We start from the raw sequence: 16563 nt of genomic DNA on the forward strand, positions 1-16563 counted from the left end.
TTTTAGGACTTTTGGGACAGTCCCATCTTTAAACACATACCTTTTAGTATATTACAAAATAGCGAAAAATTCCAATAAGAAGAAAAGAAAATTTTAGAATTTTTATTTGTAAGCATGCAATGTAAAATTATGTTTAACATAGAAAAATTTGAAAGTATTAGATTCCATGTTATAATTAGATGATATTTGATTAAATTAAGAGAAAGTTGAGATTTAAGATGAAATACGATGTGATTGTGATAGGTCTTGGTAGTGCAGGGCTTATGATAGCGGATAGGCTTAATGATAGTGGTTTAAAAGTATTAGTTCTTGAGCAAAATAGACGTGCAGGAATAAAACTTCTTCTAACAGGAAATGGACGTTGTAATGTTATGAGTAGTGACAATGCTGAAGATTTTGTCGCGGCAGTGCATAACGGTAGATTTTTAAGAAGTGCTTATCATAAATATAATGTTAAGAAGTTTTTCGATAAACATAATTTGAAATTAAAACAAGAAAATAGAAGATTATATCCAGCGAGTGAAAAATCTAGAGATGTAGTTAACGCGTTTAAAATAGACCATGCGAAGATTAACTATAAAGAGAAAGTAGAAGACTTAGTATTCGAAGATGATAAACTAGTAGGTGTAAAGACAAATGTTGATACGTATTATGGAAAGAATATTGTAGTCTGTGCTGGAGGAAAAACATACCCTCAGAGTGGAAGTGATGGTTCATTACATAGAATTTTGAAAAAACATGGTGTGAAGATTACTAAAATATATCCTAGTGAAGTAGCCTTAGTTTTTGAAGGTTTTAGAGAATTATCTGGGGTTGCATTGCAAAATGTAAGAATGTTTCATAAGAAAAACGAGAGAAGCGGAGACCTTCTATTCACGCATAAAGGCTTGAGTGGACCTTTATCAATTTCTATGGGAGAATTTGTGGCTCGTTATCCAGAAGATAAATTTTATCTAGACTTTTATCCTGACCTTAATGAGGAAGAACTTTTTGCTAAACTATGGGAAGATAACAAATTCTTACAAGGAAAATTACCGAAAAGTTTTTATAACTTCATGATCGAAAAACATTTCCCAGAAAATGTTAGTAAAAAAGAGTTAAGAAAATTTGTAACGAAAATCAAACGCTATGAATTGGTTGATGTTAAGACGATGCCGTTAGAATATGCCTTTACTACAGCAGGTGGGGTAGATCTTAAAGTAGTAAGTCCGAAGACATGTAGTCATAAAAAAATAGAGAATTTATACTTCGCAGGAGAAATTTTAGATTTACATGGAGAAATCGGTGGTTACAATCTTATGGTTGCCTGGTTCACAGGTATGATAGTGGCAGATGCAATTAAAGAGAAGTATGGAATAGAAAATTAATTATTATTTAATTATATAAATATTGTAAAAATAGTTATATAACACTTAAAATAATAATAAGGATGTTTACATAAAAATATTAAAATAATAAAAGTTATGTACACTTGAACAGGTTGAAAGTATCTTTATTTCTTAGTATAATTTTTGTATAAACTTATAGTTAAAGAAAGGATACAATAAATATGAAAAGAATATTAAAAGTATTAACTATCATTTTATCAATTTCTCTAATTTTATTAGGTTGCGGTCAAAAACAAGCGACTGAAAGTAAGAAAGAAACTAGCAAAATTGATTTTGGTGGTAAAACAATGAACGTTGTGGCAACTTCTGAAAAATATAAAAAACTATTTGATAAGTTTGCAGCTGAAACAAATAGTAAAGTTGAGTTTTTATCAATGTCTAGTGGAGAAGTAATTTCAAGAACTAAAGCAGAAGGTAAGCCGATGGCAGATCTTTGGTTCGGTGGAGGAATTGATGCTTTCATGGCTGCTAAAAAAGATGGTCTTTTAGAGCAATATGAAGCTAAGGGTTCTGACAAAATCAAAGAAGGATTCAAAGATACAGAAAATTACTGGTTATCAAAAGGGATTACTGTGGTTGGTTTCTTAGTTAATGAAAATGTCTTAAAAGAAAAAGGATTAGAAGTTCCTAAAAAATGGTCTGATTTAACTGATCCGAAATACAAAGGGACAATTATTATGAGTAATCCAGCAATTTCAGGAACTAATTTCGGTGCTGTAGCAGGTATTTTAGGACAAAAAGGTACTGAAAAAGGATGGGAATACTGGACAGCATTTAACAAAAATGTCGATTTCTATAGTAAACGTGGTAAAGATCCACAAGAAAAAACAGTTGCTGGTGAATTTGGAATAGGTATTATTCCTGTTGATAAATCTGCCTTTGATGCAGCTAAAAAACATAACCTAAAAGTTGTTTATCCTGAAGATGGTATTCCTTGGATTCCTGAAGGTGTAGCAATATTTAAAAATTCTCAAGCTACTGATATAGCAAAAGCATTTGAAGACTTTATTTTAAAACCTGAAAATCAACAATTAATCGCTGAACTTGATGGTAAAGACGGAGCACAAATGGTAATTGACGGTTCTAAAGGAGCTGATTTAGGACTACCAAAAGACAAACTTCTTAAAGAAGATTTAGCTTCATTTGGTAATGAACGTAGCGCTATTCTTAAAAAATGGAAAGAATTAGTGGGAGATAAATAGAATGGATTGGTGATAGTAAACGTAGTTTATTATCACCAATTTTAAAAATATTAAAGGAGATAGTATGTTAAAAAAAATAAATTTATTTGACAGTATTGTCATAGGACTTATTATTATTTCTTTTATACTTTTTGTATTATATCCGTTTGTTGCTGTCTTTAATTATGGGTACAAAGGTGAGTTGTTTTCGGAACTAATAACTAATATTACTAGTTATTCTCATTTATTACTAAATACTGTAAAAGTTGCTACAGCAACTACTGTAGTTACCGTCTTTATATCGGTGGCTGTTTCACTTTATTATTTTATTGGAACATCGAAATTCAAGAAGATAATAGTTCTTATATTTATGATTTCTATGATATCACCACCTTTTGTGACTTCATTATCATATATAAATTTATTTGGAAGACGCGGCTTAATAAGTTACAATTTGCTGAAATTAAATTATGATCCTTATGGTTTCTTCGGAATAGTCAGTATGCAGAGTGTGACGCATATTTCTATAAATGTGCTACTTTTAGTTGGATTTCTAAAAGGAATTGATAAAGGTGTGATTAACTCAGCTAGATCTTTAGGTGCAAATACTAATAGAATAATACTAGATATTCTTCTTCCGCTCATGAGACCTGTTATTAAAGTAGTTATTCTATTGACGTTCTTAAGGAGTATGGCTGATTTTGCAACACCAGCTATAATAGGAGGTAAGTATAATGTTCTTGCCACTGAAGGTTATTTGTCATTTATTGCTGAAGGAAATATTAGTAAAGCTGTAGTAATGAATTTAATTATTCTAATACCGTCGCTTCTTATATTTTTGATATTCTTTAAGAGTTTTAGAAATACTACGCTAGGTAGTAAAAATGTTGGTGTATTAGAGGCTAATATTAAGAAATCTGGCATTATTTACTATATTTCTTTAATAGTTACTGTAGTTATTGTTTTGATGCTAGCTAGTTTATATAGTGCGATAATTATTTCGGCATTTTCAACTATGGAATATGGAAAATTAATATTTACACTGCAGAATTTTATAGATGCTAATGATTATATAACCGATGTATTTGTAAGAAGTGTGATTTATTCGCTTATTGCTGGATTGATTTCCTCAGTAGTAGGTCATGTTCTTCAGTATTATATTTACATAAGAAATGTCAAAGTCTTAAAAATGATTGATTTTGTAGCGACATTACCGTATATACTACCTGGTACATTCTTTGGATTAGGTTACGTATTAGCCTTTAATTCATATCCTTTGAAATTAACAGGAACAGCATTAATAGTAATATTAAACTTAGTGTTTAAGCAGATGCCGTTTGCTACAAAAATAGGTTATAGCTCTATAAGTCAAGTATCTGAAGATCAGCTAAAATCAGTGAGGGACTTAGGAGGAAGTAGGTTCAATGAGATTAAGGATGTTGTATTTCCTATGAGTTATGAAGGTTTTTATATAAGCTTTATTAATGGTTTTACGGCAACGATGACAACAATTGGGTCTATTATTTTCTTAATATATCCTAGTCAAAAAGTAGCGACTATTGTTATGTTTGATGTGATAGAAAGTGGAAAATATGATATAGGTTCGGTTATTGCATTTTACATAATTATTATATGCCTAGTGATAAATATATCGTATTACTTGATAGTAAATAGAAGGAGATAGAGTATGTACTTAAGTTTAAAGAATATCTCAAAGAAGTATAAAGATAAAGAAATTTTAAAGAATATTACTTTTGATATAAAAGAGGGTGAGTTGGTTTGTATATTAGGGCCCTCTGGATGTGGAAAAACTACGCTATTAAATATTATAGGAGGCTTCGTATCAGATTATTCAGGTGATGTATTGTTATCTAATGAGAATATTAATAATATTCCACCTGAAAAAAGAGAGATTGCTACGGTATTCCAATCATATGGTTTATTTACTCATAAAAATGTTATAGACAATGTGAGTTATGGTCTGAAATTATTAAAAATTGATAAGAATACGAGGGAAAAAAAAGCGAGAGATATGCTAGAAAAAGTTGGGCTGGCAGGTTATGAAAAGAAAAAGATTAAGGAGTTATCTGGAGGAGAACAACAACGCGTCGCTATAGCTAGAAGTATGGTGTTGAATCCAAAATTGTTGTTACTGGATGAACCCCTATCGAACTTAGATGTGCATCTTAGGGACGTAATGAGAAAAGAAATTAAAAGAATCCAAAAACAATTTGGTGTTACGATGATTATAGTCACTCATGATCAAGAGGATGCCTTTAAACTCGCTGATCGAGTTGTCGTGATAAACGAGGGGCATATAGAACAAATAGGTACTCCAGAAGAACTCTATAAACAGCCTAAGAGTAATTTTATCTCAAGTTTTATAGGTGAAAATAATATTATAGGTGAGAATCTGGTAATCAGACCAGAAGAAATATCTATAAAATTAGATAATTCTGGTGATGGGGAAGTTGTAGATGTAACCTATCTAGGAGCTACAGTTGAGTATTTAGTTGAGAATTCAGATGGGAATACTTTAAAAGTTTTAATGATGTCAACAGCAGAAAGATTTAACATTGGGGATAAGGTTTCGATAAGAATAAATAATTAAATAACAACGCTAATAGAGATATAAAAAGTCTCTATTAGTGTTGTTTTTTGTTTACTTTTATTTGAAGTGATAGTATAATAGTTTTATTGAAATTGAAGATGAAAGGTAAAGACAAGTGAAAAAACATTTAAAAAAAATATTAGCGATGCTGCTGATTTTAGTGGTTGTTGCATTTGGTTTTGTTGGAAACTATTTTTATAATTTTGGATTGAATCCGAAGGTAGACAAGAGTGCTATCGTAAATCAAGATAGCGATGGGAGTAAAGAGGATAAAACAGCTTTAAACAAATGGTTTGATGAAACGAAGCAAACTGTTGAGATGGAGTCTGTTACTAAAAATAAACTTGTTGGATATAAGTTTGTTAATCCTGATGCTAAAAAGTGGATATTTGTAGTTCACGGATACACTAGTGATGCTAAGAAAATGGTTAATTATATCAAAAAATTCTACGACATGGGTTATAGTGTTTTCGCACCAGATTTAATAGCTCACGGTAATAGTGAAGGTGACTTTATTTCCATGGGTGGTTATGATTCTGATGATTTAGTTAATTGGGTGAAAAAAATATCATCAGAAAATAACAATGCCGATACTGCATTATTTGGAATTAGTATGGGAGCAGCTACAGTAATGAATGCAGTAGGTAAGGATTTACCTTCTAACGTAAAAACTTTTATCGAAGATAGTGGTTACGTGAATTTAAAAGTAGAGTTCACATATCAGTTGAAAAAATTATTTAATTTACCGAGTTTCCCTGTAATCCCAGCGGCAAATACGGTAACGAAAATCAGAGCTGGATATTTCTTTGGTGATGTAGATGCAACAAAAGCTTTGAAAGAAACTAAGCTTCCTGCATTAGTACTACATGGTGAAGAAGATGGTTTTGTTCCGTTAGAACATGGGAAAGCCGCATATGATCTAATAACTTCAGAAAAAGAATTCCATAGTTTCCCAGGAATGAAACATGTTCAGGCTGAAAGAAAATTCAGAGAACAATATTGGAATATTGTAGAAGAGTTCCTAAAGAAACATTTTGAATAAAAAAAACAGACGATTGACCGTAATTTCAATCGTCTATTTTTATAAAGGAATAGTATATATGAACATACTAATTTAATATAATTAGTTATTCACCGATAATAACTAATTCTTTGTTAAGTTTGTTTAAAACTTCACAACCATCTTCCGTAACAAGAACTAGGTCTTCGATACGAACACCGAATTCTCCTGGAAGATAAATACCTGGTTCGATAGAGAAAACCATACCTGGCTCACATTTAGTTTCATTGATGCTAGAGATATCTCCATACTCATGACATTCTAGTCCAATATGGTGACCAGTACGGTGTGTAAAAAATTCTCCATATCCTTTTTCTGTAATATAATCACGACAAGCCGCGTCTATATCACAGAATCTAACTCCTGGTTTAACAAGGGCAACGCCTCGCTTTTGAGCTTCTAGTACTATTTCAAATACTTCACGTGCTTTCTCACTAGGCTGTTTCCAAAACACAGTACGTGTCATATCTGAACAATAATTGTCTTTAATTCCACCCATATCGATAATTATAGCATCTCCTGGTTTTACATATCTGTCTCCTACAGTGCCGTGAGGATTAGCTCCGTTAGCACCATAAGCGATAATAGGATCGAATGATAATCCGTCTACACCAAGATCTTCGTGAATATCAATTAAATCTTTAGCTACATCCTTTTCTGATTTGTTTTCAGAAATACTATTTATAACTCTTTGACAAGCCGCGTCATTTAGAAGAGAAGCACGACGCATCAGTTCTTTTTCTTCTTCATCTTTAATCATGCGTACACGATCAACGATTTGAGATACATCAACAAATTTGTTTTCTGGTAAGTAGTTCATAAGTGGTAATAGAAACCTTGCAGGAAGAACTTTATCTATACCCACAACAGAACCATTTGGTATAAATCTTGCTAACAGTTCTATTGGATTATCAGTGTCAGAGTAGACTACTTTTTCTAATCCTAGATCACTTTCAAGTGGAAAAAGAGCATTAATGAATATTTTGTGATTACCATTTTCATCAAGTAGCACAGCGAAAAATCTTTCGCCTGGATGCTCTAAGTATTCAGTAAGATAGAAGATTGAATAAGGGTCACTAATTAGAGCTTGGTTGATTCCTTGTTGTTTCATTTTTTCTAAAATTTTGTCAGTTCTTGAAAGTTTCACTTTTCTCTACTCCTTATGTTGTATTATAATCTTTAATATAATTATATCACTAATGTTAATCGATTGCAAAGTTGTTAGATAAATGACTGCTATATATTTTAAGAAAATAATTGAATATTAAAATATATTGAGCTATAATAGAAGAGGAGTATAAATATCGCTAATTTAGTTGTTTTTTAAAAATAAAAAATAAACTGTTATGAGATAAAAATAAATTGAAAATAAATATAAAATAGGAGGTATTATTATGGGGGAATTAAGGAGTTTATATCCTGAGATTAAAGAAAATTTCTCTAAAATGTTAAAGGTCGATGAGACTCATACTATTTATTATGAGGAGAGTGGGAATCCTCAAGGTGTGCCGGTAGTCTTCTTACATGGTGGACCTGGCTGTGGAACATCGGCAAGTGGTAGACAATATTTTGATCCGGAGTTTTATCGTATTATATTATTTGATCAAAGAGGAAGCGGGAAGTCTACACCACATGCATGCTTAGAGAATAATGATACTTGGCATATTATCGATGACATGGAGAAAATAAGGGAAGATTTAGGTATTGATAAATGGCTAGTATTTGGAGGTAGTTGGGGATCTACTTTAGCTCTTTGCTATGCTATTAAACATCCGGAGCGTGTGTTAGGTCTAGTGTTACGAGGTATATTCTTGGGACGTAGAGAAGATATATTATGGATTTATGAAAAAGGTGGAGCGAGCAACATACATCCTGAAGCATTTGAGAGATATGAGAGCATAATACCTAGAGAAGAACGTCGCGATATGGTTCGTGCATATTATAACCGTCTAACAAGTGAAGATAAAGAAACAAGAGAAACCGCTGCAAGAGAGTGGAGCATGTGGGAAGGAAGTCTTGTTACACTGCATCCGAACCCTAACTTGGAACAAAGTTTTGGTGATATTCACTATGCAGTTTCGATGGCGACTATTGAATGCCACTTTTGGATGAATAATATGTTCTGGAATGACGATGATTGGATATTAAACAATATCGATGTTATAAAAGATATTCCTACAACAATAACTCATGGGCGTTATGATGTTGACTGCCGTGTTGTAGGTGCTTATGAATTAAGTAAAAAATTAAATAATTGTAAATTGGATATTGCTGTAGCTGGGCACTCAGGAGGAGAACCAGCGATAGTGGATTCATTGGTAAAAGCAACTGATTATTTCAAAGGGATATTAAAATAATAATTATAGTATATAGGCTGTAGAGGTTGATTCTATAGTCTATATTTTATTGAAAAATTAACGAATTTTAAAAATCTAGGGGCTGACAAAAAGGTCCTAAATTTTAACAAAGTGTATATGAGATCTCATATGCGGAAAGTGACTCGACAAAATCTTGTTTCTCCGAAATCACGATTTTTGAGTCACTCCCTAGTGAAATGCGTATTATTATGTGATAGAATATAAAGTATGATAATTGTGAGGAATTATTTATCGATGAAGTTTCTCGCAATTGGTTAGAAAATTCATATAGAAATCGTATATGAAATAACAAAGGAGTAAGGACAATGGAGATAAAAGATAGAGTTTCTAAGTTAAGAGTATTAATGGAAAAAAACGGAATTGATGTCTATATGGTTCCAACAGCGGACTTTCACAATAGTGAATATGTAGGAGAACATTTTAAAGCTCGTGCATTTATGAGTGGATTTACTGGTTCTGCAGGGACATTAATCGTTACGAAAGATTTTGCAGGTTTATGGACAGATGGGAGATATTTCTTACAAGGAGAAAAACAATTAGAAGGAACTGGTATCGAATTGCAAAAAATGCGTGAACCTGGAGTTCCAACTATTGCAGAGTTTATAGTAGAAAATACACCTGAGAACGGGGTATTAGGATTTGATGGTCGTGTTGTAACTTTTGGTGAAGGGAAAGACTTAGCTACTAAACTAAAACGTAAAAATGCTACGGTAAAATATGATGTTGATTTAGTTGATGAGATTTGGGAAAATCGACCAGCTTTATCAGAGAAACCAGCGTTTTATATGAGTTTAGAAAGAGCTGGAGAATCTGTAGCTAGTAAGCTTGAGCGAGTTCGTAAAGAAATGCATGAAGTCGGAGCCAATATTCATGTTATCACTACACTTGATGATATTGGATGGTTATTAAATATTCGTGGTATGGATGTTGATTATGTACCGGTATTATTAAGTTATGCAGTTGTTTATGAAAATAGTGTAGACTTATATGTAGATGAGAGAAAACTATCTGATGAAATTAAAAAACACTTGGCAGACCATAATGTAAATATTAAGCCATACAATGATATTTATGAAGAAGTGAAACAATTCTCAGGTAATGATGTAGTTTTAGTCGATCCAGAGTGCTTAAATTACGCAGTATTTAATAATATTCCAAAAGAGATAACACTAGTGGAAAGACGAAACCCTACAATTTTAATGAAAGCTATAAAAAATGAAGTTGAGTTACAACATACTATTAAAGCTCATGTGAAAGATGGTATTGCTCATACGAAGTTTATTTATTGGCTAAAACAACTAGTAAAACAAGGTGTAAGTGAACAAGAAGATGAACTTTCAGCTTCTGCGAAACTTGTAGAATTCAGAAAAGAACAAGGTGGTTTTATCTGCCCAAGTTTTTCTCCAATTTGCGGTCATGGTGAAAATGGGGCTATTGTGCACTATTCATCTTCTAAAGAGACTTCGATTCCGTTACGTACAGGTACTTTCTTACTGACTGATACTGGTGCACACTTTGAAGAAGGATCAACTGATATCACGCGTACTACGGCGATGGGAGAAGTTAGCGATAAATTAAAATACGATTATACACGAGTGCTTCAATGTCACTTGCGCCTATCAAGATTAAAATTCATGGAAGGTGTGTCTGGAGCTAATGTGGATTTATTCGCTCGTGCTCCATTATGGCAAGATTATGAGAACTTCAACCACGGAACAGGGCATGGTGTAGGTTACTTAGGTAATATTCATGAAGGACCTCATGGTATTCACTGGGGGATTTACCGTGCAGCTGAGCCATTTAAACATGGTATGGTAGTTACCAATGAACCGGGATTATACATCTCAGGATCTCATGGTATTCGTTTAGAGAATGAACTTATTGTTAGAAAAACAGTAAAAAATGAATATGGTCAATTTATGGAATTTGAAGTAATGACATTCGTACCATGGGATTTAGAAGCTATTAACCTAGATATGCTTACAATAGAAGATAAATATGAACTGAATAAATATCATGCAAAAGTATTCGAAGTATTAGCTCCACACTTTGAAGGTGAAGAGTTAGAATGGTTAAAACAAGCAACTAGAGAAGTTTAATTTTGTTAAGAAGGTTTCAAGGATTGTTAAAATCTTCTACTAATATTATCTAACAAAAAGTGATATAATAGATTATGTGCAATTAAAGAAATAGTTATTTGTTTAATTTGCAAATTAAGAGAAAAAGTCGAGGGAAATCAAATGGATTTAAATAAACAATTAAAAAAATATGCCCAACTTATTGCGAAAGTTGGATTAAATGTCCAAGAAGGACAACCTGTATTAGTTCGTGCTAGTACTGAAACACGTGAGTTTGTTGCGAAAGTAGTAGAAGCTTGCTATGAATTAGGAGCAAAAAGAGTATCAGTAGAATGGCGTGACCAAGAATTAACAAAATTAAATTTAAAATATCAAAGTGAAGAGTCATTAAGTACAGTTGGTCAATGGTATATTGATAAGTACCAAGATGAATTAGATGAAGGGGCAGCATTCTTATCTATTATTGGAGATGATCCAGATGGACTAGCAGGTGTAGATAGTGCGAAATTAAAAGCATCTATGGTAGGACGTTCAAAAGCTATGCGTAATTATATGAAGTCTATCATGAGCGATGAGTGTCCTTGGTGTGTTGTTTCTGCATCAACAGTAGGATGGGCAAAAAGACTATACCCTGAATTAGATGATGAAGCGGCTTATTTAAAACTTTGGGATCAAATATTAAGTGCTTGTCGTTCAACTGGAGATGATCCGGTAGCGGAATGGGAAGAACACATTAAAGTTTTAGATGAAAAAGCGAAATTCTTACACGAAAATGAATTAGTTAAATTACATATCACAAATGACTTAGGAACTGATCTATATGTAGGACTACCTAAAAATCATATTTGGCAAAGTGCAGGAAGTTATGCTAAAAAAGCTGATCGTTTCGTTGCTAATATCCCTACAGAGGAAGTATTTACAATGCCTCATAAAGATGAGACTAGTGGTATTGTTTATAATGCTAAACCTTTAAACTACAGTGGGGTATTAATCGATAACTTCTGGTTAAAATTTGAAGATGGTAAAGTTGTAGACTTCGGAGCTGAGCGTGGTTATGATGTTCTTAAGAACTTATTAGAAACTGATGAAGGTTCAAGAAGAATAGGAGAAATGGCATTAGTACCGTATGATTCACCGATCTCAAATACAAAAATTCTATTCTTAGAAACATTATTTGATGAGAACGCAGCATGTCACATTGCTCTTGGTAAAGCATATCCAACATGTGTTCAAGGTGGACCAGAGATGACTGATGAACAATTAGCAGAAGTTGGTGCTAACGATAGTTTAGTTCACGTTGACTTTATGATTGGAGAAGCGACAACAAACATCACTGGTTACACAGCAGAGGGTAAAGAAGTAGCAATTTTCAAAGACGGAAATTGGGCTTAATAATTATAAAAAATACACAGTTGAAAAGTTCTTCAGCTGTGTATTTTTGTGGCACGAACTATAGAAGTTTTTAAAAATACATAGATTATCGTGGATTTTATTTGCGAAAAGAGAGTAAATATGTGATAATAGAATGTACTAATATTTAGGGGTGATTAAATGCGTTTGGATAAATTTTTAAAAGTATCAAGAATTATAAAAAGAAGAACAGTTGCTAATGAAATATCATCAGAGGGGCATATAGCGATTAATGGTAAAAAGGCGAAACCATCTAGCACTTTAAAAATAGGGGATAAGATTACTATTTACTTTGCTAAGAAGGAAGTTGTATATGAAGTACTAGAATTAAAAGATAGTACTAAGAAAGAAGATGCAACAAAAATGTTTAAAATCTTATCTGAAAAATCAAGAGAAGTAGAAGATGAGAGAGCAGAATAGCCAATTCAAAAAAGATGTCTTAAAAGCAAAAGCTAAGTATAGAAAACGCCGTAAGTTTATTATTCTAGCTATTATGACTTTCGCTTTAGCTGTAACACTACTACAAACATTTCTATATATTCGAGATAAGAAACAAATCAATGCTCAATTAGCAGAACAAAATCAGATGATTGAAAATCTGGAGAAAGAGAATAAAGTAAATGAGCTAGTCATAGATAAACTAAAAGATCCGTACTTTATAACTGACTTGGTAAGACAAGAGTATGGTCTTAGTTATCAAGGGGAATTGATTTTTAATATCCCATTACAAGAGAATTTCTTGCAAGCAACGATAAAATCTATAATGGATGGAAATCTAGAAAAATCTGGGGATAACAATGGTAGAATTGATGATAGTAAGATTCCTGAGTTAGCTAAAAAAGATAATAAGAAGTCATCATCAAATAAAGATTCTGAGAAGACTACTGACAAACAAGACACTAAAAAATCAAGTGATAAGAAAACTAATGATAATACGTCAGATAATGAGGATGAAGATAAACAAGAAGCTAATCAGACACAAAGAGCAACTAATAATAAAAATTCAAACACTAATAATCAGAGAAGTAACAGAGGATAATCAACTGTTGCTTCTTTTTTTAACTTCTATATGATACAGATTTCTGAAATGGGATTTTATGAAAAAATACTTCTGAATGTTAATAAAAGGAATAGTTAATTCAGTAGAAATAACTAAATGCTAAAGAGTAGAAATGTAGTATTAAATTTACTATATTTAAGTATAAATATTTGTTAAAAAGGTGTTAAAATGTTAATATAATAGGTGACAAATATAATTATATACATAAATCGGAGGAGATTATGAATAAATATCTAGGTGATGCTTTGCATACCGACCTTTATCAAATTAATATGGGATATGCATACTTTAAAGATGGAGTACATGAAAGAAAGTCATATTTTGATGTGTATTTCAGAAAAATACCATTTGGAGGAGGGTATGCTGTATTCGCTGGGCTAGCTAAAATTATTGATTATGTGAATTCATTTGAATTTTCAAAATCTGATATAGAATTTTTACGAGAACTAGGATATGAAGAAGACTTTTTAGACTATCTGAGTAATATGAAGTTTACTGGTAATATTCGTTCAGTAAAAGAGGGAGAAATTATTTTTGCTAATGAGCCACTACTAAGAATCGAGGCTCCACTTATTCAAGCGCAAATAATGGAAACAGCTATTTTGAATATTGTTAACTATCAAATATTAATAGCTACAAAGGCTGCTAGAATTAAGCACTTATGTCCAGATGAAGTTTGTATGGAATTTGGTACTCGTCGTGCTCATGAATTTGATGCGGCGATTTGGGGGACACGAGCTTCTATTATCGGTGGATTTGATGCTACAAGTAATGTGAAAGCTGCAAAATTATTTAATATCCCATGTAGTGGGACACATGCTCACTCATTCGTTCAAGCTTATGAAGATGAGGAAGTTGCGTTTAAAAAATATGCAGCTGCACATAAGGACTGTTACTTCTTAGTTGATACTTATGATACATTACGCTCTGGAATTCCTACCGCTATTAAAGTAGCTGATGAATTAAAAGATAAAATTAATTTCCATGGTATTAGATTGGATTCAGGAGATATAGCATATCTATCAAAAGAAGCTAGAAAAATGCTTGATGAAGCGGGTTATCCAAATGCTAAAATAGTAGCTTCAAATGATTTAGATGAAGATACAATTACTCACTTAAAACAAGAAGGTGCAGTGATTGATGCATGGGGTGTAGGGACAAAGCTTATTACCGCTTATGATAATCCAGCCTTAGGTGCAGTTTATAAACTTGCGTGTCTTGAAAATGATAAAGGAGAGATGATTGACAGACTAAAAGTCTCAGAAAATCCTGCAAAACTTACTGTTCCAGGTGTTAAAAAGGTTTATAGAATAATAAATACAGACACGGGTATGGCTGCAGGGGATTACATTGCATTAGAAAAAGAAGACGTAAGTTCAGAACAAAGTATAAAACTTTTCCACCCAACTCATACATACTTAGCTAAGGAAGTAAAAAATTTTAAAGCAATAGATATTCACGAAGATATTTTTGTTAACGGTAAGCAAGTCTATGAGGTACCAACAGTACAAGAAAGTGCTAAATACTTCCAAAAGAATAAAGAATTATTATGGAGTGAGTATCTTAGACTGTTAAATCCAGAATTCTATCCTGTAGACTTAAGTACGACATGTTGGGAAAATAGGAAGGCAATTTTAGAAAAAGTAACAAAAAAATAATAGGTGATAATATGACATTACAACAGGAAGTAATAAAAAAGTTAAGATGTAAATCTGAAATTAATGTAGAAGAGGAAATAAGATTAACGATCAATTTTCTAAAAGACTATATAAAGAAAAATAATTTCATAAAAAGTCTAGTATTAGGAATATCGGGTGGACAAGATTCTACACTTTGCGGAAAACTATGTCAAATGGCAATTACTGAATTGAGGGAAGAAACAGGGGAAGTGTATAACTTTATCGCTGTTAGACTACCATATGGTGAACAATTTGATGAAGATGATTGTAACGATGCATTAAAATTTATTAATCCTGACAAAGTATATACTGTCAATATAAAAGACGCGGTAGATGCTAGTGTCAATTCATTAAAAGTAGCAGGAGTAGAAATTACTGATTTTGCGAAAGGTAATGAGAAAGCTCGAGAAAGAATGAAAGCTCAGTATTCTATTGCTACAATGAATAAAGGAATAGTAGTTGGTACTGACCATGCTGCAGAAGCAATCACTGGATTCTTTACTAAACATGGAGACGGTGGAGCGGACATAGTCCCATTATATAGATTAAATAAAAGACAGGGTAAAGCACTACTAAAAATGTTGGACTGTCCAGAACACTTATATCTGAAGAAACCAACTGCAGATCTAGAAGAGGATCGTCCTGCATTAGAAGATGAAGTGGCACTTGGTGTAACATATAATGATATAGACGATTACTTGGAAGGGAAAGAAGTTCCTAATAATGTAAAGGAAATAATCGAAAGACATTATTTAAGATCAGAACACAAGAGAAATCTGCCAGTAACAGTGTTTGATTTTTACAATATATAGTAGATAAATAAGAGAAGAGAGAATGAGAAACAATTCTCTCTTTTTACATTTTATATAGAAAAAAAGATTTTAAGGTAGAAATAAAAATAAATTTAAAAAATGTGTTGACATAATCTAGAAGTAATGATAGAATAATAAAAGTCTTCTGATAGAGAAGACGAACAATAAAGAATTTCTAAAGAACTAATGTTAAGAAAAATCTTGACAAATAGCAATAGAAATGCTAAAATAATTACTGTCTTATAAAGACAACTTCATCGCAATAAACTCTTAAAATAGCTTTTAAAAAAATATAAAAAAGCTATTGACAAGTTTTAATAGTGGTGGTAAAATAGTAAAAGTCTTCTCAAGAAGAAGACGAACAATCAAACATTTCAAAATATTAAATGTTAAGAAATTATAAAAAAGCTCTTGACAAAATATAAAAGAAATGATAAACTTATAAAAGTCTTGAAGAAAGACAAAATCAATTATTTCAACGAAGTAAACGGTTAAAAAGTTTTAAAAAATATAAAAAAACTTCTTGACAAATATTCGTAGAAATGATAGAATAATAAAAGTCTTCTGAAGAAGACAAAAAAACATTTTTAAAAAAGTCTTAAAAAAAGCTTGACAAAGAAATTTAAAAATGTTAAAATATAAAAGTTGTTAATCGCAACGATTTGAACATTGAAAACTAAACGAATTAAGTCAACGTTAATTCCAAAAAAGGACAGTTTTAAAAAGAAACTATAAAACTTTTTATTGAGCTAATCAAGCTAACAAATTTATTTGGAGAGTTTGATCCTGGCTCAGGACGAACGCTGGCGGCGTGCCTAATACATGCAAGTCGAGCGAAGTTTTTCTGGTGCTTGCACCGGAAAAACTTAGCGGCGAACGGGTGAGTAACACGTAAAGAACCTGCCT

At 32.0% G+C, this 16563-nt stretch carries 13 protein-coding genes and 1 rRNA gene; 13 read left to right on the plus strand and 1 reads right to left on the minus strand.

The window, feature by feature from the left end:
- Positions 1 to 218 precede the first annotated feature (218 nt).
- The 5 genes from O3801_RS07200 to O3801_RS07220 all read left to right on the plus strand — a co-directional run bounded on the left by O3801_RS07200 (position 219) and on the right by O3801_RS07220 (position 6222).
- Positions 219 to 1367, plus strand: coding sequence for a BaiN/RdsA family NAD(P)/FAD-dependent oxidoreductase (locus tag O3801_RS07200; protein ID WP_294683643.1), 1149 nt, complete (start codon positions 219 to 221; stop codon positions 1365 to 1367).
- A 182-nt stretch (positions 1368 to 1549) separates the two neighbouring features.
- The gene (locus O3801_RS07205; RefSeq protein ID WP_294683642.1) at positions 1550 to 2590 is read left to right on the plus strand and encodes an ABC transporter substrate-binding protein; all 1041 of its coding nucleotides are present in this window, start codon (positions 1550 to 1552) and stop codon (positions 2588 to 2590) included.
- 64 nt (positions 2591 to 2654) lie between these two features.
- A complete protein-coding gene (locus O3801_RS07210) occupies positions 2655 to 4253 on the plus strand; it encodes an ABC transporter permease (RefSeq protein ID WP_294683641.1) in 1599 nt (532 codons plus the stop codon).
- A gap of 3 nt (positions 4254 to 4256) precedes the next feature.
- Complete coding sequence (locus O3801_RS07215; protein WP_371454527.1) at positions 4257 to 5180, plus strand: ABC transporter ATP-binding protein; 924 nt, start codon at positions 4257 to 4259, stop codon at positions 5178 to 5180.
- 115 nt (positions 5181 to 5295) lie between these two features.
- Positions 5296 to 6222 (plus strand): alpha/beta hydrolase, encoded by a 927-nt coding sequence (locus tag O3801_RS07220; protein WP_294683639.1) that lies wholly within the window; start codon positions 5296 to 5298, stop codon positions 6220 to 6222.
- Positions 6223 to 6307: 85 nt separating this feature from the next.
- On the opposite strand, the gene O3801_RS07225 is transcribed toward O3801_RS07220, so the two are convergent.
- Positions 6308 to 7387, minus strand: coding sequence for a M24 family metallopeptidase (locus O3801_RS07225; protein ID WP_294683638.1), 1080 nt, complete (start codon positions 7385 to 7387; stop codon positions 6308 to 6310).
- Between the two features lie 247 nt (positions 7388 to 7634).
- Here O3801_RS07225 and pip point away from each other — a divergent pair, with 247 nt between their 5' ends.
- The 8 genes from pip to O3801_RS07265 all read left to right on the plus strand — a co-directional run.
- Entirely contained in the window at positions 7635 to 8597 is a 963-nt protein-coding gene (gene pip / locus O3801_RS07230) for a prolyl aminopeptidase (RefSeq protein WP_371454528.1), read from the plus strand.
- 326 nt (positions 8598 to 8923) lie between these two features.
- Complete coding sequence (locus O3801_RS07235) at positions 8924 to 10717, plus strand: aminopeptidase P family N-terminal domain-containing protein (RefSeq protein WP_371454529.1); 1794 nt, start codon at positions 8924 to 8926, stop codon at positions 10715 to 10717.
- 141 nt (positions 10718 to 10858) lie between these two features.
- Positions 10859 to 12088: an aminopeptidase gene (locus tag O3801_RS07240; protein WP_294683635.1), complete on the plus strand. Its 1230-nt coding sequence runs from the start codon at positions 10859 to 10861 to the stop codon at positions 12086 to 12088.
- A 159-nt stretch (positions 12089 to 12247) separates the two neighbouring features.
- A complete protein-coding gene (locus O3801_RS07245; RefSeq protein WP_294683634.1) occupies positions 12248 to 12526 on the plus strand; it encodes an RNA-binding S4 domain-containing protein in 279 nt (92 codons plus the stop codon).
- Positions 12510 to 13145 carry an FtsB family cell division protein gene (locus O3801_RS07250; protein WP_294683633.1) on the plus strand — a complete coding sequence of 212 codons (636 nt, stop codon included), beginning with the start codon at positions 12510 to 12512 and terminating at the stop codon, positions 13143 to 13145. The genes O3801_RS07245 and O3801_RS07250 overlap by 17 nt, the downstream gene beginning before the upstream one ends.
- 242 nt (positions 13146 to 13387) lie before the next feature.
- Positions 13388 to 14824 (plus strand): nicotinate phosphoribosyltransferase, encoded by a 1437-nt coding sequence (locus O3801_RS07255; protein WP_294683632.1) that lies wholly within the window; start codon positions 13388 to 13390, stop codon positions 14822 to 14824.
- Between the two features lie 11 nt (positions 14825 to 14835).
- Entirely contained in the window at positions 14836 to 15657 is an 822-nt protein-coding gene (nadE, locus tag O3801_RS07260) for an ammonia-dependent NAD(+) synthetase (protein WP_294683631.1), read from the plus strand.
- Positions 15658 to 16425: 768 nt separating this feature from the next.
- Positions 16426 to 16563, plus strand: a 16S ribosomal RNA gene (locus O3801_RS07265); the annotation flags it as partial.

Source organism: Gemella sp. 27098_8_149 (genome assembly GCF_041433745.1).
GTDB lineage: Bacteria > Bacillota > Bacilli > Staphylococcales > Gemellaceae > Gemella.

What these genes read in the sequence shown, in the direction of transcription:
- O3801_RS07255 (WP_294683632.1), top strand. Translation starts at nt 13,388, where the DNA reads ATGAATAAATATCTAGGTGATGCTTTGCATACCGACCTTTATCAAATT.
- O3801_RS07250 (WP_294683633.1), top strand. Translation starts at nt 12,510, where the DNA reads ATGAGAGAGCAGAATAGCCAATTCAAAAAAGATGTCTTAAAAGCAAAA.
- O3801_RS07240 (WP_294683635.1), top strand. Translation starts at nt 10,859, where the DNA reads ATGGATTTAAATAAACAATTAAAAAAATATGCCCAACTTATTGCGAAA.
- nadE (WP_294683631.1), top strand. Translation starts at nt 14,836, where the DNA reads ATGACATTACAACAGGAAGTAATAAAAAAGTTAAGATGTAAATCTGAA.
- O3801_RS07210 (WP_294683641.1), top strand. Translation starts at nt 2,655, where the DNA reads ATGTTAAAAAAAATAAATTTATTTGACAGTATTGTCATAGGACTTATT.
- O3801_RS07215 (WP_371454527.1), top strand. Translation starts at nt 4,257, where the DNA reads ATGTACTTAAGTTTAAAGAATATCTCAAAGAAGTATAAAGATAAAGAA.
- pip (WP_371454528.1), top strand. Translation starts at nt 7,635, where the DNA reads ATGGGGGAATTAAGGAGTTTATATCCTGAGATTAAAGAAAATTTCTCT.
- O3801_RS07235 (WP_371454529.1), top strand. Translation starts at nt 8,924, where the DNA reads ATGGAGATAAAAGATAGAGTTTCTAAGTTAAGAGTATTAATGGAAAAA.
- O3801_RS07245 (WP_294683634.1), top strand. Translation starts at nt 12,248, where the DNA reads ATGCGTTTGGATAAATTTTTAAAAGTATCAAGAATTATAAAAAGAAGA.
- O3801_RS07200 (WP_294683643.1), top strand. Translation starts at nt 219, where the DNA reads ATGAAATACGATGTGATTGTGATAGGTCTTGGTAGTGCAGGGCTTATG.
- O3801_RS07205 (WP_294683642.1), top strand. Translation starts at nt 1,550, where the DNA reads ATGAAAAGAATATTAAAAGTATTAACTATCATTTTATCAATTTCTCTA.